The organism is Nostoc sp. FACHB-110 (genome assembly GCF_014697425.1).
In the GTDB taxonomy this organism is placed as follows: Bacteria; Cyanobacteriota; Cyanobacteriia; order Cyanobacteriales; family Nostocaceae; genus Nostoc_B.
Genome location: NZ_JACJRU010000001.1, coordinates 468,116 through 491,239, shown reverse-complemented (window position 1 = coordinate 491,239; position 23,124 = coordinate 468,116). Strand labels below are relative to the sequence as shown.

Annotated in this window: 20 protein-coding genes; 9 read left to right on the top strand and 11 right to left on the bottom strand. The window is 41.3% G+C overall.

Features of this window, described 5'->3' with window-relative positions; translation table 11 throughout:
• Positions 1-24: 24 nt before the first annotated feature.
• The 4 genes from H6G69_RS01820 to H6G69_RS01805 form a co-directional block, all read right to left on the bottom strand.
• The gene (locus H6G69_RS01820; RefSeq protein WP_190680941.1) at positions 25-915 is read right to left on the bottom strand and encodes a MetQ/NlpA family ABC transporter substrate-binding protein; all 891 of its coding nucleotides are present in this window, start codon (positions 913-915) and stop codon (positions 25-27) included.
• Between the two features lie 25 nt (positions 916-940).
• On the bottom strand, positions 941-2,026 hold the full coding sequence (locus H6G69_RS01815; RefSeq protein WP_190680939.1) for an aliphatic sulfonate ABC transporter substrate-binding protein: 1,086 nt from the start codon (positions 2,024-2,026) through the stop codon (positions 941-943).
• A 369-nt stretch (positions 2,027-2,395) separates the two neighbouring features.
• Positions 2,396-3,211, bottom strand: a complete 816-nt coding sequence (locus H6G69_RS01810) for a hypothetical protein (protein ID WP_190680937.1) — start codon at positions 3,209-3,211, stop codon at positions 2,396-2,398.
• Positions 3,212-3,336: 125 nt separating this feature from the next.
• Positions 3,337-4,449 carry an LLM class flavin-dependent oxidoreductase gene (locus H6G69_RS01805; protein ID WP_190680935.1) on the bottom strand — a complete coding sequence of 371 codons (1,113 nt, stop codon included), beginning with the start codon at positions 4,447-4,449 and terminating at the stop codon, positions 3,337-3,339.
• Positions 4,450-4,677: 228 nt separating this feature from the next.
• Between H6G69_RS01805 and H6G69_RS01800 the strand changes: the two genes are divergently transcribed.
• The 5 genes from H6G69_RS01800 (at position 4,678) to H6G69_RS01780 (ending at position 11,125) form a co-directional block, all read left to right on the top strand.
• Positions 4,678-5,991: an LLM class flavin-dependent oxidoreductase gene (locus tag H6G69_RS01800; RefSeq protein WP_313950113.1), complete on the top strand. Its 1,314-nt coding sequence runs from the start codon at positions 4,678-4,680 to the stop codon at positions 5,989-5,991.
• A gap of 69 nt (positions 5,992-6,060) precedes the next feature.
• A complete protein-coding gene (locus H6G69_RS01795; protein ID WP_190681194.1) occupies positions 6,061-7,116 on the top strand; it encodes an LLM class flavin-dependent oxidoreductase in 1,056 nt (351 codons plus the stop codon).
• 318 nt (positions 7,117-7,434) lie between these two features.
• Positions 7,435-9,072: an FAD-dependent oxidoreductase gene (locus H6G69_RS01790; protein ID WP_199335653.1), complete on the top strand. Its 1,638-nt coding sequence runs from the start codon at positions 7,435-7,437 to the stop codon at positions 9,070-9,072.
• A 13-nt stretch (positions 9,073-9,085) separates the two neighbouring features.
• On the top strand, positions 9,086-9,427 hold the full coding sequence (locus tag H6G69_RS01785) for a 4Fe-4S binding protein (protein ID WP_190680934.1): 342 nt from the start codon (positions 9,086-9,088) through the stop codon (positions 9,425-9,427).
• Positions 9,428-10,000: 573 nt separating this feature from the next.
• Positions 10,001-11,125: a choice-of-anchor tandem repeat GloVer-containing protein gene (locus H6G69_RS01780; protein ID WP_206757631.1), complete on the top strand. Its 1,125-nt coding sequence runs from the start codon at positions 10,001-10,003 to the stop codon at positions 11,123-11,125.
• Between the two features lie 162 nt (positions 11,126-11,287).
• Here the strand turns inward: H6G69_RS01780 and H6G69_RS01775 are convergent, their stop codons facing one another.
• From H6G69_RS01775 to H6G69_RS01745, 7 genes are all read right to left on the bottom strand, one after another.
• Positions 11,288-12,088, bottom strand: a complete 801-nt coding sequence (locus tag H6G69_RS01775) for an SDR family oxidoreductase (protein WP_190680930.1) — start codon at positions 12,086-12,088, stop codon at positions 11,288-11,290.
• A 241-nt stretch (positions 12,089-12,329) separates the two neighbouring features.
• Positions 12,330-12,698: an inorganic pyrophosphatase gene (locus H6G69_RS01770; RefSeq protein ID WP_190680928.1), complete on the bottom strand. Its 369-nt coding sequence runs from the start codon at positions 12,696-12,698 to the stop codon at positions 12,330-12,332.
• Between the two features lie 28 nt (positions 12,699-12,726).
• A complete protein-coding gene (locus tag H6G69_RS01765; RefSeq protein ID WP_190680925.1) occupies positions 12,727-13,404 on the bottom strand; it encodes an HAD family phosphatase in 678 nt (225 codons plus the stop codon).
• Between the two features lie 22 nt (positions 13,405-13,426).
• Entirely contained in the window at positions 13,427-14,377 is a 951-nt protein-coding gene (locus tag H6G69_RS01760) for a zinc-binding dehydrogenase (protein ID WP_190680924.1), read from the bottom strand.
• A gap of 29 nt (positions 14,378-14,406) precedes the next feature.
• Positions 14,407-15,291, bottom strand: coding sequence for an NAD(P)-dependent oxidoreductase (locus H6G69_RS01755; RefSeq protein WP_190680922.1), 885 nt, complete (start codon positions 15,289-15,291; stop codon positions 14,407-14,409).
• Positions 15,292-15,762: 471 nt separating this feature from the next.
• Positions 15,763-15,948, bottom strand: a complete 186-nt coding sequence (locus H6G69_RS01750; protein WP_190680920.1) for a microviridin/marinostatin family tricyclic proteinase inhibitor — start codon at positions 15,946-15,948, stop codon at positions 15,763-15,765.
• Between the two features lie 572 nt (positions 15,949-16,520).
• Positions 16,521-16,925, bottom strand: a complete 405-nt coding sequence (locus H6G69_RS01745) for a hypothetical protein (RefSeq protein ID WP_190680918.1) — start codon at positions 16,923-16,925, stop codon at positions 16,521-16,523.
• Positions 16,926-17,741: 816 nt separating this feature from the next.
• Between H6G69_RS01745 and H6G69_RS01740 the strand changes: the two genes are divergently transcribed.
• From H6G69_RS01740 to cutA, 4 genes are all read left to right on the top strand, one after another.
• Entirely contained in the window at positions 17,742-18,758 is a 1,017-nt protein-coding gene (locus tag H6G69_RS01740; RefSeq protein ID WP_190680916.1) for a formylglycine-generating enzyme family protein, read from the top strand.
• The gene (locus H6G69_RS01735; protein WP_190680914.1) at positions 18,748-21,108 is read left to right on the top strand and encodes an arylsulfatase; all 2,361 of its coding nucleotides are present in this window, start codon (positions 18,748-18,750) and stop codon (positions 21,106-21,108) included. The genes H6G69_RS01740 and H6G69_RS01735 overlap by 11 nt, the downstream gene beginning before the upstream one ends.
• Positions 21,109-21,484: 376 nt before the next feature.
• The gene (locus H6G69_RS01730) at positions 21,485-22,378 is read left to right on the top strand and encodes a bile acid:sodium symporter family protein (protein ID WP_190680911.1); all 894 of its coding nucleotides are present in this window, start codon (positions 21,485-21,487) and stop codon (positions 22,376-22,378) included.
• Positions 22,379-22,781: 403 nt separating this feature from the next.
• Positions 22,782-23,108, top strand: a complete 327-nt coding sequence (gene cutA, locus H6G69_RS01725) for a divalent-cation tolerance protein CutA (protein WP_190680910.1) — start codon at positions 22,782-22,784, stop codon at positions 23,106-23,108.
• Positions 23,109-23,124 lie beyond the last annotated feature (16 nt).

Sequence of the window (23,124 nt, the reverse complement as noted above, 5' to 3'; positions counted from 1 at the left end):
TGATTTAATTACAAATAATGAAAATTAAGGGATGGGAATCACTGCGCCTTGGTATTTATCTCTAATAAATTGTTTGACTTTATCGTCCCGCAATAACTTATAGAGTTTCTGCACTCTGGGGTCGGTTTCTTTACCTTTTAATGTTGTGACAGTCACCGCATAAATTGGGTCTTTAGCAGTCTCTAAAGCTAAAGCATCTTTATCGGTTTTTAATCCAGCTTGCACAATCCAATTACCTGTAACTCCGGCTAAGTCTACATCAGGAAGACTCGGAATTGCTTGCGCTCCTGGTATTTCTTTAATTTGGATATTTTTGGGGTTAGCAATAATATCTTTAGGACTCGCCGGACGAACATTTTCCTTAAGTTTGATTAAGCCTGATGATTCCAAGACTTTTAAAGCCCGATGAGCATTACTAGGATCATCAGGAATTGTCACCAGAGCTTTGTTAGGTACATCATTAAGGGACTTATATTTTTTAGAAAAAAGTCCCACAGGATTTAAATGAATTTGTGGCGTAAAAGCATACATTTCAAAGTTATGTTTCTTGCCATAGTCCTCCATAAAAGGAATATGTTGGAAATAATTGGCATCAATCACACCATCTTTCAAAGCAGTGTTATTCTGCACAAAGTCATTAAATGTAACTATTTCGATATCTAGCCCCGCTTCTGGTGCTAAATTCTTTTTGACAAACTCTAAAATTTCGCCGGCGGGAACTGGTGTAACACCAACTTTGATTTTTTCTTTGGCTGGAGTTGTGGTTGTATTGGCTGCTGTGGTGGCTGAAGGATTCACATTATTCACAGCCGAATTATTATGCGGTGAACTACAACTAGCAAAGACTGTAGAAGCTGCAAATGATGTGATGGCGATGAAAAAGAATCGGCGGCTAGTATTGATAGGTAATTTCATTTTTGTAACTATGATTTAATTTGATTTACCATTTTTGGTCAGGAATCCAGTTGTAGTTTTTATCTTTGACATCTATTTTTTTCGGAATGATTTTAAGTTCATAAAATGTATCCGCCATCCTTTGCAAACCACTTAAAACTTCATCTGTAACTGGTAACACTTCCCGTTTACCACCTCGTTCCTCTACGGTTTCCATTGTTTTTAAATCAATCTTGTACAGTTTAGAAAGCAGTTTGGCAGAATCTTTGTAGTTCTCTCTCGACCAAGTACCCGCTTTTTCTAACTCTTGCAAAATTACTTTGAGAACGTCTGGATGATCGCGGACAAAATCTGGAGCAGCGTAATAAAAACTAGGGCTTTCGAGTGCTGCTTTATCTCCAAATACGGTGCTATTATCTGCTAGTAAGCGAGTGCGGAGTTTGCGTTCAGCTTCAGCCGTGTAAGGGTCCCAAATTAACCACGCATCAATATCACCACGTTCAAATGCTGGTAAGGCTTCGGCTGGGGTTAGATAAAGAGGTTTAATATCACTAAATTTCAACCCAACTTTTTCTAAAGCACGCACAATAATGTAGTGTTGACCAGAACCTTTGGCAAACGCAACTTTCTTACCTTTTAAATCAGCAAGTGTTTTGATTGGGGAATTTTCTTGAACTAAAATGGCAGAACCTCTGGTGCTACCTGTCCCGGCTGCAACTCTAACAAAGGGTTTATCACCAGCTTGAGCAAACACGCTTCCTGTACCACCACCGCCACCAAATACAATTGCACCTGCTCCCATACCATCTAAAAGCGGTGCTGTGGAGGAAAATTCATTCCACGTTACAGATATCCCCAAGGGTTGTAATCGCTTTTCTAAACTTCCTTGGGCTTTGATAATATTCAACAACGCCATCCCTTTTTGATGACCCATTTTCAGCACTGTGAGCTTTGGTGCTTGGGCTTTTTGGGTGGATGTATCAGCTGAATTACTGGGGGCGCAAGATGCGATCGCTAAACTCAATCCTATACCCAGCACAAACAATACAGCAAAAGTCTTAATTCTTTGATTCTGAAATAATCCCCACTTTCTGAAAAAACTTAACAATTTATTTAGTATTTGCCCTATCATAAATTAACCCTCCTTTGTGTCACATTATTCCAATGCAAATCTTGGGGTTTTTGCAAGTATTCCGAACTAATATTAGGCATAGAAAAATGTCTTTTCTCTATGCCAAAAATATCGTTAAAGCTGGTTGAAACCTGTCTGCAAATTAGTTCTATTAGAAAGGATATAATATATCTACTCTCTAAACAATTGTTGTGTTCGTTGCGACTAAATTTAAAAGCTTAACATATTAAATTTAAATCCAAATTTTTCTGTCATTAAACAAAGAAAAGATTACTAATTATTAAAATAATTAGTAATACTTAAAGACGTTATGAATACAGCTTCAATAAATCATAAAGTAGTTTTATACTACTTTTGATTTAATATTTATTAATCATTAACGCTCACAAGTTTGGGTAGCTTAGATACAGGTATATCTAAGAAATAAGCAAGTACCTCTCGCCGCCAAGTATCATAAAGTACTGGCAAATTATCAATTTCAACTCCAATAGCTTTTTGACTCAATTGCCAATGATTGCGAAGATAAGGATTCCGCCGACGTTGACCTTCTTCATCAGCTTCTAAAACTTGGGCAATTAAATCTTCTTTCTCGGCTTGTGAAGCATGATCAAATTTACGTTGCCACCAATCAACCACACCTAAACGATGAACTGCTTCATCTGGTAAGATTTTTTCTGCTGCATATTTGGCAGAGTCTGGGTCATTAATTTTGCTAGTACGACTATTGATAAATAACAAAGCCACAATATGCAGTTCATAATGTAATTCAAATGCTAAAAAGCCTTGCCAATTACGAATGGGTAAATCACCCATATAATCCCAATGTTTCTGCACTTGTTTTTGGATATCTTCAATGGGGTCATGTCCAGATATTGCTTGCGCTCTTAAACGGGTGTTTTGAGCGTGTGCGCCATCATCTCCTATTTGTCTGCTCAAAAATAACTGTAATTCTGGGTCTGGAATTTGGTCAATTATCTTAGCGCAGACTTGCACAATAAATAAATCATGGGCTGCACCAGCTACACGAAAACGATAAAAATTCTCTCTTTCTTCATCAGTTTCCGGTGGTCTTGGTTCAACTAATCGCTTTTTGGGAATGTGCGGTGCGTGTTTATCAACTAATTTATCAAAGATTTCCAGTTCTAAATCTGTAGTCCAAGCTGGACGAGTTAAGATTGCAGTCATAAAGTTACCTTTGGGTAATAAGGATTAGGAAAAGATGTTTGGATTCAATCTAAAATTCTTAATACCAATTCACTAAAATTACGAAACAGATGTCAATCCCCAAAACCTTGATTAATCAGGCTTTGTTAATTGCGAATTGAGAATTGCGAATTGGTATTAGCCCCTATTTTGGCGTTGGCGATCGCTTCACTTTCTTCTGTTAACGCTCTTACTCTTGGTATAATCTCCGTAGCAAAACGCTCCATTTCTGTAGCGAAAGGTTGGAATTGCAGCATGAAAGTATCAATTCCTACTTTGGTAAATTCAGCAATGCGCTGGGCTACGGTTTCATAACTCCCAACCAAACCAGCCGCAGTCCCGCCATTGCTGCCTACACCTGGATATTTCGCCATATTTTTGAACATGACTACTTCAGAATCTACGCCTTTGAGTAGTTCTGTGCGATCGTCCTGGGCAAGTACCATTGCTCTTAAGTTTTGATACTCTGCTTCGGCTTCTGCGTCTGTCGGTCGAGCAATGACAAAGGCTGACATTGCAAAGCCTATAGGTTCAGAGCGAGAATGAGTTTTTTGCCGCACTTGAGCAATGGTTTCGCGGATAACTTCAATCGGACGACCATTGAGAAAGAATGTATGCGCTTGTTGTGCTGCTAATATCTGCGCTGGTTCTGACTCTCCCCCGACATACACACGCGGATGGGGTTTAGCAACAGGTGGGGGATTTAGCTTTAAATCATTGATGTGAAAATAGTCGCCGTGGAAGTTAACGTTTTCCCCACTCCACAAAGCTTTGACAACTCTTATCCATTCATCAGAATAGCGATAACGTTCGTCGTGAGGCAAAAAATTGATCCCTGGTTTTTCCATTTCTGGCCTAAACCAAGCACTGACTAAGTTAATTGCAAAACGTCCCTTGCTAATTGCATCAATACCTAAAGCCATCTTGGCTAAGACAGCAGGATGAAATAGTAATGGCTTAACAGCTGCAATAATCTCAATAGAACTTGTCGCTTCTGCAAGGGCGGCGGCGGCTGTCCAGGTTTCTAATTGGTCAAGTTGTTGGTTCCTGGGATTGATGATGTGTTGCGCTATTAAAGTTGTGGTAAATCCACACCTTTGGGCCAACCGAATTAAACTTTTAGCTCGTGAGTAACTAGCATCACGAGGTTCAAGAGGATGGTTCATCACGCCGCAGTTGCCGTAAACGGGAATCCATATCCCATAGCGTGGTTCAGACATAGTTTTCTAGAACCTTTGTAGTCGGCACTAAAACTAAAGTTTTGTACCCAGATATCCTACGGTAAATCGGTAGATTTATAGTAGTATACTATGAGGTTTGCATATATGAGCATAAAAAACAAGGGGTGCGTGAAAATCTGGATTTTATATTGGATTGATCAAGCATTTACCCCTTGCTATTTTATCCAGCAGTGTTAGCCAAGATGTGGCTTGGTAAGGAATATCATTGTGAGACAAATACATCTAGCCGGTTTCCTGCTTGCCTCTCAGGTGGTTCACTCTCATGCTGTTTGGCGACATCCCAGAACTGAGTTAGGCTTTCTCGAAGCTGAATATTATCAGAATATTGCTCGTGTGCTAGAGCGCGGCAAGTTTGACTTAGTATTTTTTGCCGACTCCTTGACCATGCCCGACACCTATGGGGGGAGTTTTGCGGAGAGTGTCAAGTATGGCGCACAAGGGGCGTTGAGGCTAGACCCCTTATTACTAGCCTCAACAATGGCAGTTGCTACTAAACACATTGGTGTTGGTGTGACCCGTTCCACAACTTATTATCAACCTTATGATTTAGCGCGGGGATTTGCCACCCTCGACCACCTCAGCCGGGGACGCGCAGCCTGGAACGTAGTCACATCAAGTAGAGCTAGTGAAGCGGGAAATTTTGGTTTTGACCAGCATTTAGAACATGATTTACGTTACGATCGCGCTGATGAATTTCTCGAAGTAGCCTTTAAACTATGGAATAGCTGGGAAGAAGGGGCCTTAGTTTTAGATAGAGACAATGGCATCTTTGCTGATCCGACAAAAGTTAATTACGTCCACCATGTAGGGCAATGGTTCAAAGTGCGGGGGCCATTGACTGTACCTCGTTCTCCCCAAGGGCGGCCACTAATTATTCAAGCAGGTGCATCAAATAAAGGTAGAGAGTTTGCTGCCAAATGGGCAGAACTAATTTTTGAAATCAGTCCAGATATCACCACGATGAAGTCCTACTACCAGGATGTGAAAACTCGTATGGCGAAGTATGGACGCAGCCCAGACACCTGCAAAATTTTGCCAGCAGTTATGCCCTTTGTGGGAGAGACAGAAACTATTGCCAAGGAAAAACAAACTTTCCATAATGAGTTAGTCCATCCGATGGCCGGGTTATTGACTTTATCAAATCACATAGGTGTTGACCTGGCACAATACTCTTTAGACCAACCTTTAGCAAAAATTGACATACAAGGTTCCCAAGGAGTGTTTGCAGTAGCTCAAAAACTAGGTGTAGAAGAAGGTTTAACACTTAGAGAATTGGGCAAGATTTACGGTAGAGGCTTAGTTGTACCCCAACTAGTTGGCACTCCTACACAAATTGCTGACAAGTTGGAAGACATATTTGAACAGCAAGGCGGCGATGGTTTCATTATTTCACCAGCCTATCTTCCTGGAGCCTTTGAAGATTTTGTTGATTTAGTCATTCCCGAACTACAAAAACGTGGACGATTCCGCAAAGAATACACAGGTAATACCCTCAGAGAAAATTTGGGATTGGTTCAGTAGAGACGTTTCATGAAACGTCTCGACCCCAAACACGGCACGCAACGTCTTTACAATAAATTGGAGGCAACAATGTCAGAACCACGTTATGGTATTTGGTCGCCTGTTGGCGGTAACTTTGGCCCTTTGAATACAGCAGATGAGCCGCTTGATGCTAGTTATGAGCGCACGCGATCGCTAGTATTAGAAGCAGAACGTTTAGGATATGTCACAACCTTAGTTGCCCAGCACATTGCCAACCCCCGCAGTTTAGATTTAGAACAGCTAGAAACTTGGACAGCTTGTGCAGCCTTAGCCGAAGCCACAGAAACTATAGAAATTATCGCCGCCATCAAACCTTTATTATTTCACCCAGCCGTCTTAGCCAAGATGGCTTTAGGTATTGATGCAATTAGTCAGGGACGTTTTGCCATTAACTTAATTAGTGCTTGGTTCCGTCCAGAAATGGAACGGACGAATATTCCCTTTCCCCCCCACGATGAACGTTACCGCTATTCAGGGGAATGGTTGCAAGTAGTTAGAGCCTTGTGGAGTGGTGAGAAAGTAAACTTTGAAGGCGAATATTTCAAAATTCAAGATTTAAGTTTTCGACCCTTCCCTGTTGCTCAACCTTATCCACGGATTTATCTTGGCGGCGCATCAGAACCAGCGCAGATATTAGCAGCGCAACAAGCTGATGTTTACTTTATCAACGGTCAACCGATTGAAGATGTCCGCAAAGTAATTCAACAAGTTATCAGCCGTCCCCGTTCCTTAGCCCAACCAGTGCGTTTTGGTTTGTCAGCCTTTGTGATTGCGCGTCCCACCGACGAAGAAGCACAAGCAGAACTAGAACGGCTCATGGCACTACAAAAGCTAGAAGAACAATATAAATTAAGTGTTGCCAAAGGGGTTGACAAAGAAGCCGTTATGTTTCAACTCTTTGCCAAAAATCCTGCTGTTGGCGGGAATGGTGGCACAGCCGCAGGTTTAGTTGGCAGTTATGATACAGTTGCCACTCGCGTTGCAGCTTTTGTGGATGCCGGGATCGATACTTTCATGCTGCAATTTAATCCCTTTGTCCGAGAGATGACACGCTTTGCCGAAGAAATTATGCCGCGTGTGCGACACTTGCAGAAAGTTGCTTAGAAATTTCTCAGCAGGCAACAGTAACAAAATTAACTTGCGCTACTTAATATTTGACAAACTAACAGTTAGGGTATCATACTATCTGTAATTCGTTTTACATACTCTTAGGACTTACGCAAAAACTCTCTCTAACTCTCATAACTTCGTGTCCTTTGCGTCCTTTGCGGTTCGTTTCTTCATACTTTTGCGTAAGTCCTGACTCTTTGTGTATGTTGTGCAGACTCTATTTTCTGCATAATCAGTCCGATAAAACCTCACTCATTCATCACAAACAAATCAGCGACTACCGCTAAGGCAATACCAAAAAGGAGAAAAAAATTGCTCACAGAAAATGAACTACAACTAAATGCTGACGTGCTGGTGATTGGTGGTGGCCCTGCCGCAGCATGGGCAGCATGGTCAGCAGCATCTCAAGGTGTCAAAGTCATCATTGTTGATAAAGGTTTTCTGGGTACGAGTGGTGCTGCTGCTGCAAGTGGTAATGGCATCATGGCTCCTTCTCCAGAGAACTGGGAAAAAGTTGTCTCAGAGCGTTATCGTGCAGGAAAAGACTTAGCTAACTTGCGTTGGATAGAGCGTGTAGTTGAAAAAACTTGGCTGAGTTTGCCTTTATTAGAAGATTGGGGTTATCGTTTCCCGAAAGAAAATGGGGAATCTGTGCGTCAGAGTTACTATGGCCCGGAATATATGCGGGTAATGCGGAAAAATTTGCTGCGTTCTGGGGTGCAGATTCTTGACCAAAGCCCGGCTCTTGAGCTTTTAGTAGCTGAAGATGGTTCTGTGGCTGGGGCAAGGGGTGTACAAAGACAACATCATCGTTTTTATACCGTTCGTGCTAGTGCAGTAGTATTGGCGAATGGCGGCTGTGCATTCTTAAGTAAAGCATTAGGTTGCAATACTAATACAGGTGATGGAATGCTAATGGCGGTAGAAGCTGGTGGCGAACTCTCTAGTATGGAAGCTTCTAATCACTATGCAATCTCCACTGCTTTTAATGCCACAGTCACAAGGGGTGTTCCCTTTGGTTGGGCAAGTTATAGCGATGAAGAGGGTAATGACCTTGGTGGTTATATCAATGGTCGTCGTGACCCTAGTTTCTTACCAAATGCTTTAATGAAAGGGTCTGTTTATGCTCGTTTAGATAGAGCTACACCAGAAGTTAAAGCTGTAATTGAAAAGTCTCATTTCATAGCTTTTCTACCATATAAAAAGGCTGGGATTGATCCCTATACAGAAAGAGTACCTGTGACATTGATTTTAGAAGGGACAGTCCGGGGTACAGGTGGTGTTCGGATTATTGATGATAGTTGCGCGACAAAAGTACCTGGACTGTATGCGGCTGGGGATGCGGCATCGCGGGAATTTTTAGCTGGTTTAGCTTCTGGCGGTGGTGGCCCGAATGCGGCTTGGGCAATCTCTACAGGGCAGTGGGCAGGAGAAGGGGCGGCTAAGTTTGCCAAGAGTTTGGGCGCACATACAGATGAAAGAACTGCACGTGCAGCTGGTCAGGTGGGAATGCGATCGCCCTCCGCGTCTTCTGATACTTTTGATCATGAGGCGATCGTGCGTGGTGTGCAAGCCCAGATGTTCCCATTAGAGAAAAACTACTTGCGTTCGGAACAGAAGCTTCTAGACTCTCTCGCCAAATTAGAAACACTGTGGCAACAAGTACAAGGGAATCCCAAACAAGATAGTGTCCGCGATATTGAATTTTCTCGGCGGGCAGTGGCTTTGACTGCCGTCGCCAGATGGGCTTATTTTAGTGCTTTACATCGTACAGAAACCCGCAGCGAACATATCCGCATAGATCATCCCCAAACTGATCCCAACCAGCGATATTACCAAGCCACAGGCGGTTTAGATAAGCTGTGGGTAAGACGCGATTGGATTACGGATGCTTCCGTGACATCACCAGTAGAAACCACTCAAGCCACACCCGTTGTATCAAAGTTATAGCCAAAATAAAATTATGATTGAGCTTGTCAGCCATAAACTCTGTATTAATTGCAATCTTTGTGTTCAAGTTTGTCCGACTAATGTTTTTGATGCAGTTCCCAACCAACCACCTGTAATTGCTCGCAAAGAAGACTGTCAAACTTGTTTTATGTGTGAAGCGTATTGTCCGGCGGATGCGCTTTATGTTGCACCCCAGTCTCATACAGAGATTGCAGTCACTGAAGATGATTTGATTGAAAGTGGCATTATGGGCGAATATCGCCGGATATTAGGTTGGGGATATGGCAGAAAAAACAATAGTGAATTAGATACGGCGCATAAACTACGCCAATTACCGCGCCCATATCAAAGTTAATTTTAGCGGGTAGGCGATCGCAATTTCTCTTCAGTTTTGCACAATGCGATCGCTTCTATGTTTCTTTTCTTTTTATATGAAGAAATTTAAATTGGATTTAATATTTTTAGTGTTGATGGCGACATCTAACGCATAAGCGATCAATTATGCTATCAAGCGAAATTCATTCACGACGTACAGCTTCAGTGCTAATACAAGTTTTATTGTTGAGGCGGTGCTAACCTTTCTGAATCATTTTCCAGCAAGGTTAAAAAACCATCCATATCTTCATTGGGCTTGAAGAAAAAAAAGGTACTAATGTTGAGTATCTAGTGGTCTGCCAAGCCAAAATTGCTGTATTCAGGCTGGGAAAAGGCAAAAGTAAAAGGGAAGAAAGAAAATCTTTTTCCCTTAATTCTTGCTCTTTACCCCGCCCAATTTATGTGGCATACCACTAGTTTGACTAATTAGTGTTAACAGCAGTAGCCATAACAAAACCTGTAAAAGCATCTATGCACTCTTTACTAAATCTTTGTGAGGTTAAAGGTGAAAAAAATCAATCTCTGCAAACCAAGTCCCAGCAAGAATACAGTATTGATTCTAACTTCGTTGGCAGTGCTGTCTTCTCCATTAGTATTGCCTTTGCCACAAGCTGTTGCTGGAACATTAACAACCCTTGTCAATTTCAACGGGGTTAATGGAGCTAGCCCAAAAGCAGGCGTGCTTCAAGGAACAGATAGCAATATTTATGGAACGACTTCCGAAGGTGGTTCGCAAAATAGAGGCACAGCATTCAAATTAACAGGTACTAATTTTAGTACTTTGACGACACTGGTTAACTTTAATGGAACTAATGGAACGAACCCAATAGCAAGATTATTTCAGGCAAGTGATGGCAATCTTTATGGAGTAACCTCTACAGGTGGTACTAGTAATCTTGGCACAGTTTTTAGACTCGCAAAGACCACTTTTACGACTTTGACAACTCTGTCAAATTTCAATGGCACGAATGGAGCCAACCCAGCAGGAAGATTGATTTCTGGTAGTGATGGCAGACTTTGGGGAACAACCTCAGCAGGTGGAGTCAATGGTAGAGGAACGGTATTCAAGGTTCCCTTAACTGGAGGTACGCCGACAATTGTAGTCAACTTCAACGGTACAAATGGCGCTACTCCATTAGCAAGGTTGCAACTAGCAACTGATGGAAACTACTATGGCACAACCTCAACAGGTGGTACAAGTAATAGAGGTACGGTATTTAAGCTAACTCCTGCAGGAGTATTAACTTCATATAGCTTTAATGGTTCCAATGGTCAGAGTCCCCAATCTGCATTAATTGAATCAAGTGGGTTTCTCTACGGTACAACTTTTTTGGGTGGAGCCAGTAATAGAGGGGCTATATTCAGAGTTCCACTTGGCGGTGGTTCACCAGTTTTAGTCGCCAGCTTTAATGGTACTAATGGAGCCAACCCTACAGCTGCACTGATAAGAGGAATAGATGGTAACTTCTACGGTACGGCTTCTACAGGTGGTGCAAGCAACAAAGGCTCTATTTATCGATTGGTTGGTGGAACCATTAGTTTGCTATTTAGCTTTAATGGGACAAATGGAGCAACGCCGAACTCCACATTAATTCAACTTTCCAATGGTGCATTTTATGGAACTGCCTCTGCTGGTGGTACTTCTAACAGAGGAACTGTGTTTCGGTACGTAAACTAATCCAAAGTTTTAGCTAAATACGTACAAAGATTGTCTGTTTAGACTGGGTGTAAGGGGGTAAGGGTTAATAGGTGTTTAACACCTACACCCTTACTCCCTTATACTTATACACTCTTGTCTAAACCATTGATTTTTCGTATCAAGGCCTAAGCTCTAGATTTATCAAACACCTGGAGTAGTACCACCATCAACCAGAATTTCTGCCCCAGTAATTGAAGAAGCTAAGTCAGAAACTAAAAATAAAGCGAGTGATGCAATTTCTTCTGGCTTGACAATTCTGCCCAAAGGTATGGCTTTGAGTGATTCTGCTTTAATTTCTTCTATACTCACACCACGAGATTGAGCATTTTGTTCTGCTAATCGTTCAGCGCGTTCAGTCCCCGTCAAACCAGGAGAGATAGCATTAATCCGAATATTGGATAAGGCTAACTCTTTAGAGATTCCCCGTGTGAAGTTCAATAAAGCAGCGTTAGTTGTCCCACCAGGGAGAAAGTTCGGACGAGGTGTGCGGCCTGCACCACCAATAATGTTAACTATTCGCCCATCGCCCTGATTTTTTTGATGTGGTACAACGGCTCTAACTAATCGGATGTAACCCAACAATTTCAGATTCCAAGCATCTAAAAAAGCATCGTCACCCAATTCTAAAAACGACCCAGCACGGGCTGATCCAGCATTGTTAATTAAGATATCAATCTGACCAAATTGTGTCAAAGTTGTAGAAACGATTTGCTCAATACTTTCTGCTTGGGTGAGGTCAGCACTAACAGCAATAATCTTCGCTCCAGGGGTGGGTAACGATTGGATATCAGCTACAGCCTTGTCTAATCTTTCTTGATTACGAGCAGCAATTACTACATTGACACCTTCACTATAGAGGGCTTTGGCAGTAGCTAAACCAATACCTGCACTTCCACCTGTGACAATTGCTGTTTTACCAGATAGTTTTAGGTCTAATGTCATCAGAATTCACCTGTTAGTTATTTGATCGGAAAAATCTAAATTAAGTAAGTCGGTGCAATAAAACCAAACTGTGTGAAGAAAAGTAAATAATGCTCAAACTCTTTCTCCCCCTGCTCCCTGCCCCCTGCCTTATCCCAACATTGATTATTTACGCCGACCTACTTAGTCTCATACAAAGTCATGAGAGTTATTAAAATTAACTGGCTAGAAACTCATGACTAAGCCAAGCCTTCACTACACCCTACCCCCAACGCCCCACACCCTTTTCTTGACGAACTAATAATATTGCTGACTGCTCGCCTGTATTATGGATATTAAAAATGATTTGACTTTCATCAGACGTACAGCCTAAGAGAATTTTGATTTCGGTGTCACGTTTTTGCAAATCTACGCTACAGATAATAGCTCTGACTTGTTGATGAGATAAGCTGCCAATCCAGACATCAATATTAGCTTGATCTCCGGCTTGAGTGTTTTGCAAATATCCATAATCTAAGGGATAAATAAATGATGGGTATCTAGGATGTAAGCTCCCTTTGGGGCGCTCAATTTTGATAGTGCTAGTAGCTACTAATTTATCTAATTTATGCCAGAAATCTTTCTTTTCCATTATTAGAATAATTATTAGATATCATATTTTACGTAGCACTGTTAATAGAATAAGTATGATTTTGCTGCTCTAAAAGGTTTGGCAATAACCTCATATCATGAAATACAACCGATGCACCAACTTCGCGTAACTTTTGTGGGTGAATTAGTTCTGCATAACCAAATACTGTCATCCCTGCATCAACTCCAGCTTTTACACCTGTAGGAGTATCTTCAATAACCACACATTCTTGAGGTTCAAATCCCATTTTTGCAGCTGCATATAAAAATACATCTGGATGTGGTTTGCTACGTTGAACATCTTTTGCGCTGAAGATTTTGCCTGAGAAGTAAGGTAATAAATTTGTGGCATCTAAAGCTGTATTTATCCAATCATGACTACTATTTGAGGCAACACAGTAAGCATATTTTAGTTTACTTACAACATCATGTATTCCTTTGATTGGCTGTAAATCTGTTCTGAAAGTGGTCGTAACTCTTTGATAAAATTCCTGTTTGAAGTTATCTGGTGGATTTTTACCAAAGCGATTTTTAATTATTTCTATACATTGAGACGTAGATTTGCCCACAAAAACATTAAAAACATCGTCTAAAGTCAAAACTATTCCTAGTTCTGTGAGCATTTCCAACAAAATATTATTTGCGATTGGTTCGCTGTCTATAAGAACCCCATCACAATCAAAAATCACTAAATTAAATTTGTCCATTAATTTACAAAAATTTGATGGTTTACGGAGTTGATATATGTAAAACTGCTTTGCCAGGATAGGTTCTATTTAATAATTTCTGCGCTATGTCTGCTACTTCTGTCCAATCAGCTTCAATATCAATTTGCGGACGTAATTGATCTGCTGCGACTAAACTCAAAAGTCTCTGTAATCCTATTGCAGCTGATTCTCGTCTCAATTCGTGAAACAAAATTAAGCCATACAGACTTGCACCGCCTGTGCCATAAAAGCGACTAGCATTAAATGTGACTTCTGCCCCTCCTGATGTACCAAACAATACTGTTATCCCATCTTCTGCTAACAAACTCAGGGCTGTACCTAGGGTTTTCCCACCTACTGATTCCACAATTAAATGATAAGGACTGTATTCGCTAGCGGATGCAATATCCTCTCCAATGACTATAAAATCTGCACCTGCTTCTTTAACGAATCTCTGATATTCTGGGCGACGAATATGCGCTGTAACTTTTGCTCCACTAAGTTTTGCTAATTGAATAGCAAAATGTCCTACGCCACCAGATGCGCCTGTAATTAGTACTGAACGAGCTAGAAGTGAACCACCTTTGAGTAGGGCATGATAGGCTGTTAAACCTGCTACAGGCAATGTAGCAGCTTGAGCAAAGGAAACAGATGAGGGTAATTCCGCTAGGGAGTGAGTTGGGACTGAAACTAATTCTCCCCATGCACCAGAACGCAACAACCCAACGACGCGCGCGCCCACACCAGGGCCAGAACCATCAGCCGCAGGAGTTTCTACGATACCGGCTAAATCCCAACCAGGCCGCCAACCGGCATCGGCGGTGGTTGAACGTCTAACTTCTCCACGGTTTAAGGAAATGGCTGCTACTTGAATAATTGCTTCATTAGCAGCGGGTTTTGGTGCGTCTACATCACGCAGTACTAAACGTCCTGATACGTTAGGGTCAACAACAACAGCACGGATTTGACTCATTTTGACCAGACTTGAATGAAGTTACAGTTTTAGTTTGTCGCAGTTTCGTCAGCAAGAATATTAATGATTTCTTTTAATTGCCGTTCGCGATCGCTTTCTTCTGGTGTTTCTTTTCCTAAAGAGGTATCTTTGACTAAACGGTAAATATCAGCTGCGCCGTAAAAAATTCGCTCAGTCAAACCTACTTCTTTAAAGGTCTCTGCAATTTCTTCCATTTCCCCTACCCAACGATGTGCTTTTGGTGTCATAGACGGAATGGCACGAAGCAAGATACTCGCAAGTGCTGGTTGACTATGAGATACTTCTTGCCATAGTTGCTCGTCCAAACCTAAACGATGGGCAGCAATTAATAATTCTGTGCTAATTGCTGTTAATCCTTTGGTGAGGGCGGCGTAAGACATTTTTAATCCAGAAGCCTGACCAATTTCATCACTAATGACTCGGATATCTAAGCCATAATTACTCAAGTGTTGAAATTCTGTGGCGTGTTTGCCAGAAGCATAGATGCGAGTGCGTCCGGGAATTCTCGGTGGTGGGCCAATAATGGCAGCATCAACAAATGTCGCTCCTGAGGATTCAATGATTTGAGCGATACTTTTTACTTTTTGGGGTGCGATCGCGTTAGCATCAACATAAAGAATTTGTTTGCCCACATTACTAATTACCTGGGCTACTTGCTGGGCAACTTCCGCCGCCGCCGCAGGGACTAAAACTGATAACACTACATCCGATTCAATTACCAACTGTGTGAGAGAACCAACATCTTGAATATTGGCTACGGCTGCTAATTGTCGGGTTCTTTGACTGCGATTTTCTAGGGCGGCAATAGTTCTTAACCCATTTTGACTCAGAACAGAGCCTATAGCCTGTCCCATATCACCCGGACTTAAAATACCGACTGTTTGAATTGCCATAAAAAGCCTGATAATGCTTTGTATTCAGCCTTAAACTACTAAGCTGACTTTGGTGATTGAGTTCTCAACCAAAACTACTGTAAGTTGATAGAATTAACGTACTTAGCTTTGATTAGGAAGTTATCACAATTCATTCCCACAAAGCAAGCATTAAATGACTCAAAAAGCAAAATTCTCTCGACACATATCTTACACCTATTAGTTTGGCGACCGAAAGCACTAGCTCGGCGATAAAAACTAAGGGCGACAAGATGGCTTTAAATTAATAGTACAAATATTCGGCATAGTGCCATAGGTATCAAATTAAACTGTGTATTTAACTCTGGATTCGCTGTATATCTCCGAATTTTCGACAAATTCAGAGATATACAAGAAGTAAGTGGCTTCACATCCTATGAATTTTATAGCAGGAGGCAGAAGTCAGGCAAGAAAAGTTTTACTAGGCATCGTATTAGTACTTTTTAGATATCCTTACCTATCTTCCCAATCAGAAGGAAATTTCAAAGTATAAATAGGAGGAGGAAGAGGAAAAGAATCATCGTCAGAAGGATTTGATGGAGGGTCTTCTGATGGTTCAGCAGCAGATTGATATTCTAAAAAATGGGCAAAAAATGGTAATGCCTCTGTATTTGACGCTGTTAATGTGTTTATAGACATAATATTTCCTCTCGGAAAATTGACGTTAAACATTTAAAAATGTATCATCAATTCATCAAAATAACAAGTTTTAAATATCATTTAAATTAATAAATTTAAAAAATAAAATTATTTAATTTTTAACGTAAAAAATCTCATAATAATTCAGCAGACATCTGCCAGAAGTCATGCTTTAAAAGCAATATGCGTATAATTATTCTATTGCTTGAGACACATTATTCTCAATTTTCTAATATTCTGACTCCTGGATTCAGACGCATGTTTTCTTACAAAATCTCAGATATTTCTTAAGTTGTACAATTGCTAAAATTAAAGATTAGAACACTGATGAACTAATATCATCAATAACTTAAAAACTTATTTTTTAGTCTTTTACAGGTAAAGATTTTTTTGTAAAAGCAAAAGAAAATGAGTTCTGAGCGATGATTGTAAGTAATGAATCAGTGTTCTAAAAAAGCTGTTGGGAAAAATTTACCTATTTTAATCGCAATTAACTAGGCAAATTTTATTTACTTTTACTGTCTGCCTATCCTAACAGCCATATTCATTGGGCAGTGTCAAAGTTAATTTAACTAGCCGACTGGTTGCTCATCAACAAATTCTGCTGTTGTTGGAATAGGGCTTTCTTCTGCTTCAGTTACTACTACTGGGCTAATGTGATGTTTGAGTTTGAGTTTGAGTGAATCTGTAATGGGTAAGTCTTGAATTTCTTTGAGGAGAAATCTGACAGATTCAGTTTTGCTACGTTCTGAATAAACTAGCTTGAGAATGTTTTCAATGCCAAATGCTGTGATGTATTCTCCGAGGATACCTGCTAAACCAAGTAGTCCTAAACCACCTAAGAAGCCTAATGGCCCTCCTAAAGACGAGAGTAGAGTAGCAACAGCAGGGATACTACCACCTGATGCGGCAGATGCAATCAAGAAAAGTATACCAGGAAGACCTAGACCAGCAATTTTTTTAACTAGTTCGTCCATTGTATTTACCTATTAATTCTCACTTTTTAGTATAAATAAAACCACTAAAACCGTTAGTCTATTTCGGAATTTGTTATAAATTTTTAATCTTTCAAGAAAAATAAATTGTGGTGGGAAAATCACGCTGAACTGTTGAGATATCAGCATTTCTGCAAATATGAATAAATTACAGTTAACCGCAAAATTGAAAGATGCGATCGCATCTTTGGAGAAATTTGATTGCTAAATATCTTTGTCTAAGCCAGGAACGTTATTTTTTGTAAGTTCCCTAAAAAAATTAATCTATCTACAGGATGAAGAGTAAGTAAAAGCTTAGGCATTGCTCAAAAACAACTAATTGCTTGGACAATGCCTGAAGCTAGTTGGGTATGTAGATTTGGCTGACTCGATTATTATTATGTCTAACCGATGTATCAATTTATGTTGGTGCTGGCGTTGAAGTTAACGTATACTTTGTATATTTTGTATACGAACAAGTAAATTCTCAGAAAATAATCATGAATATGAGTGGGGCAAGGCGATCGCATCTGTAACCGCATCCTCAATATTCCTACTCTCAGCTTTAATAGAAACCTTGCTTCCAACATCTCTACAACTCTGACTGCAACTTGAACTTAGCTTATTGACTTATTTTGGCTGAGGAGGTAGTTTATCTTTATTGTATTAGATACGCTAAACCAATCGGTATACAGTATTTAAAAACAGACTCAAGTTGTTCATTACTAGCTCAGAGTTTTTGATTCAAAACAACTTGAATCTGGTTAAGCAAAAGCAGAAGCTAGCAAGTACCACCCTACTGAGGGGGTAGTTTTCACAATGTCCCAGTCAAGAAAAAGTTTTTTAACACTGTCGTTAGTTATTGGAATAGCGATCGCACTCTCACTCATCACGCCTCCAGCCTTTGCCACTAGTTCCAATTCCTGTCCAGCAGAAATGGTGATGATTCCCGGTGGCACATTCACGATGGGATCGGAGAATTCAGGCTATCTAGAAGAACTCTCCGCACAAGAAGTCAAAGTTAGTTCCTTTTGCATTGATAGATATGAAGTAACTAACGCCCAATTTGCAGCCTTCGTCAAAGCAACAGGATATGTCACCATTGCAGAGCGTCCTTTACCCAAAGAACAGTTTCCTGATTTGCCAGATGAACAGAGATTACCGGGTTCTCTGGTGTTTGAAATAGCCCAACCAGGCTCAAAGTATTTAAGTTGGTGGCATTGGCAGACTGGGGCGAATTGGCAACATCCCTTTGGCGGGGAAAGTGCCATCATCAATCAAGATAACTATCCAGTCGTGCATATTGCCTACGCAGATGCCCTAGCCTATGCCCAATGGGCAGGTAAATCACTCCCGACTGAAGCGCAATGGGAATATGCGGCCCGTGGTGGTTTAGATAATGCAACTTATACCTGGGGCGACCAATATTCCGCAAAAAAAGCCAACACCTGGCAAGGCATTTTTCCCTTTTTTAATAGTAAAAAAGATGGTTATGTCGGTATTGCACCCGTTGGTTCCTTTTCGCCTAACGGTTATGGTCTGTATGACATGACGGGTAATGTTTGGGAATGGACGAGTGATTGGTTTCAACCGGGACACAACCACAAAACCCACACGCTCAATCCCACAGGCCCAGAAACAAGCTTTGACCCGAATAAACCCACAGAAATTGCTCTACATGTTATCAAAGGTGGGTCTTATTTGTGTGCGCCTAACTATTGCAGCCGCTTCCGTCCGGCGGCGCGAGAATCTCAAGCACCCGATACGGGAACAACTCATATTGGGTTTCGCTTAGTAATGAATTTGACTACAGAAAGGATGCAGAATGAAGTTTAAATCCAAGCATTGGGAATTTTTCAGAGAAATAGCAAAGGCGATCGCTTTATCTTTGCTCATCACTTTGTTGATGGTCAATAGCCCAGCCTTAGCAGCTACATCAGAAGTTTTACCCGTTCCCTTCCCAGAATTCAAAGGTAAAATTGGCCTCACCTATAAAGAATCACAACCAGACTTTCCCCAACCCATCACCGCCCCAGCTAAAGCCCCCAACGTCTTGTTAGTGATTTTAGATGATGTGGGTTTTGGCCAAGCCAGCACCTTTGGCGGCCCGGTGGATACGCCTAACTTAACGCGCCTCGCCGAAAGCGGATTACGCTATAACCAATTTCACACCACAGCCCTGTGTTCGCCTACCAGAGCAGCTTTGTTAACTGGACGCAATCATCATTCAGTCAATACAGGGGTAGTAGAAGAATTAGCTACAGGTTATCCTGGCTACACAACAATTCTGCCTAAAAGTGCAGCCACCGTTGCCGAAATCCTGCGACAAAATGGCTACAACACCGCAGCTTTTGGGAAATGGCACAATACACCAGACTTTGAAACCAGTGCCGCCGGGCCTTTTGATCGCTGGCCTACAGGGTTAGGATTTGAGTATTTTTACGGCTTTCTTGGTGGTGATACTAATCAGTGGAGTCCGGCTTTAGTGGAAAATACTAAACGTGTAGACAAACCCAACAAGCCAGATTATCACCTGACACCTGACTTAGTAGACCATGCGATCGCCTGGATTCGCAACCAACAATCCATCGCGCCAGAAAAACCCTTTTTCGCCTACCTCGCCACCGGAGCCACCCACGCACCCCACCACGCCCCCAAAGAGTGGATTGAAAAGTACAAAGGCAAATTTGACCAAGGCTGGGATAAATTACGCCAAGAAACCTTTGCCCGTCAAAAACAACAGGGTGTAATTCCAGCCAACGCCCAACTTACACCCCGCCCCCAAGAATTGCCAGCGTGGGATTCCCTCTCCGCCGAACAGCAAAAACTCTATGCCCACATGGCCGAGGTATTTGCTGGATTTTTAGCACATACAGATTATGAAGTCGGCAGGCTAATTAATGCCGTTGACCAACTCGGTGAACTAGATAACACCTTAGTTATTTATGTCGTTGGAGATAACGGTGCGAGTGCCGAAGGTGGTTTAACAGGTAGCGTCAACGAACTGCAAGTTTTCAACGGTGTACCCGAAAATCTCCAACAACTACTAGCTGCTTATGATGACTTGGGTAGCCCCAAAACCTTCAACCATTTTCCGGCGGCTTGGGCTTGGGCAGTTAACACGCCTTTCCAATGGACAAAACAAATCGCCTCTCACTTTGGCGGTACTCGTAACCCCTTAGTAATTTCCTGGGGCGACAATATCAAAGACCAAGGTAGTATTCGCAGTCAATTCCATCATGTAATTGATATTGCCCCCACCATTTTAGAAGTAGCGGGAATTGCTATCCCCAAAGAAGTTAATGGTGTCAAACAACAGGCGATCGAAGGTACTAGCCTTGCATACACCTTTAACCAACCAGATGTACCCTCCCATCGAGAAACTCAGTATTTCGAGATGCTTGGCAACCGAGCAATTTACCACGAAGGTTGGGTAGCAGCCGCACGTCACGGTCGCTTACCTTGGGAACGCACGGTAAAAGGTAGCTTTGAGACAGATGAATGGGAACTGTACAACATTGCCGAAGATTTCAGCGAGGCGAAGAATCTAGCCAAGGAAAACCCCCAGAAGCTAGAAAAACTGCAAAAGTTGTTTTTAAAAGAAGCCCGCAAACACCAAGTCTTACCATTAGACGATCGCATAGGCGAAAGATTTGATGTTAAAATTCGCCCCAGCCTCACCAAAGGACGCACAACTTTCACTTACTATCCCGGTACAGTCGGCATCCCCGAAGGTAGCGCCCCCAATCTCAAAAATCGCTCCTTCAACATCACAGCTAACGTAGAAATTCCTGAAAATGGTGCAGAAGGTGTTTTGTTAACCCAAGGTGGACGCTTTGCTGGTTGGAGTTTCTTCCTAGAAGATGGTAAACCCACATATATTTACAACTACGCAAACACTGCCCGTTACATCATCCAAGCCCCAGAAAAATTACCCCCTGGTCAATCTACACTACAATTCAACTTTGATTATGACGGTGGTGTAGGTGCAGGTGGCATCGGCAAACTCTTCATCAACGACCAACAGGTAGCCGAAGGACGCATAGAAAAAACCATCGCTTACCGTTTAGCCCTAGACGAAACCTTTGATATTGGCAGAGATACAGGTACTCCAGTTGTAGATAGCTATCAAGTACCCTTTGCTTTTACTGGTAACTTACAACAAGTCAGTTTGGAGTTGAAGTAATAGAGATTGGGAATGGGGAATGGTTTTTAATACAACTCGAATCTTTGCCTGATTTTGCTGTTCCCTGTTCCCTATATCCAATACAGTTCAGTGAGTAATTTTTTCTTCTCTTCGCGCTCTTTGCGTCCTACCCTGCGGGAAGCCGCTTACGCGTCTATGTGGTTCGTTTAATAAAGAAGTTAGGACTTACGCAAAAACTCTCTCAAACTCTCATTTCTCCGTAAACTCTGTGCCTCTGTGGTAGCCTGCGGCAAGCCGCTATCGCGTCTACGTTCTTCCGTAGCCTGTGCGTAAGTCCTAGAAGTTTAGTTTAGCTTTAACTGAAATTTATTGCCCTATATCCCTCACTACTTTATTCTGCACGATGAATTAAATCATGAATGAACTATTAGTATTAACCGACAAACTTGCACTGTTCACATTTATTGTTTGCACTATGTTGGGTGCAGGTTTAAGTTTAACGATACAACAAATTTGGGAACCTCTTCGCAGTCCTCGGCTCGTTGTGTCATCTCTGCTGGCGAATTTTGTGTTAGTGCCAATTTTTATCTATTTGCTAGTACAAATAGTACCTTTAAGTGAACCACTAAAAGATGGTCTACTAGTCATGGCAGTAGCATCGGGGCCGCCAGCTTTGCCAAAACTAGCTCAAATAGTTAAGGGTAATATCGCCTTTTCTGTAGGATTAATGATGCTGTTGATGCTTGGCACTATTTTTTATATGCCGATAGTACTGCCCTTGGTGGTGCAAGGTGTAGAAATTAACTCTTGGGATATTGGCAAACCCTTGTTATTGCTGATGGTTAGCCCATTAGTAATTGGATTATTGATCAAAGCCAAATTTAGTGCGATCGCTCCCATTATCCAGCCAATTTTTTTCAAGTTATCTAGTGCTGGATTACTTTTAGGTTTAGTAGTCAGACTATTTATTCATACTAACGATATCATCACATTATTAAAAACAGGTGCAATCTTTGTTTGTGCAGTCTTTATTATTTTCTCCTTTAGCGTTGGTTATCTTTTAGGCGGCCCTGGCATTGATACCCAACGTGTGCTAGGAGTAGGAACCGCACAACGCAATTTTGCCGCAGCATTATTAGTAGGTACGAGTAATTTTTCCGACCCTAACGTAGTCAGCATCATCATGGTCACAAGTTTATTAATGATGGTGATAGTTCTCATTATTGGGCCAAAGTTTATCGAAATAGACCAACCAGCAGATGCAGAAATAAAACAACTAGTACTTAAACAAATTGATTTTGATAGGTGAATCAAAACTCTATTTCTCTTCTTACTTCTTACTTTGTGGTCTAATTTAGTATGGTGAAGTTGCTAAATAAGTATCATCTTTTACCAGCCTCCAGTTTGCTTGGCTTCATTTAGGTTATTCTATAGGTTTCAGATAAGATAAACTTACTTTTAAAAAGGCGCAGATGGATAAAAGCTCTAGATAGCCATTTCCCTATAGCGTTTCTTAATCTGCTGAGGTACTAAGAACATCGCTAATAGAATTGGGCAAATCTCAGTGTGCCTCTGCGCTTTCCTCGGCGTTCCTCTGCGTTTTAAAATATTGATTCTGTACCTCACGCGAGAATCGCTATATTAGCTAACAATTGTGTCCAGCTAAAGAAATCAAATACTATTGCTCAGTTCAATTTTAGGTTGGTCTTTTTATGAAACTATATTACGTAACGTTAAATAATCCAGATGAAGCTCGTCAAATTGGTCGAGCATTACTAGAACGTAAGCTAGCAGTTTGTGTCAATTGGTTTCCCATCACCTGTGCCTACATTTGGCAAGGAGAAATTACTGAAGAACCAGAAGTAGTTTTAATCATTAAAACCCAAAATGGGTATACTTTAGAAATTGAAAAAGTTATTCGAGAGTACATTAGTTATACTAATTTTATCGGGGAAATTTCTCCCATAGGCGTTAACGAAGGCTTTTTAAATTGGTTAAATACAGAAGTTTCACCGCGCCCTGCTCTCGAAGTTACCTAATAATTTAGCACAAATA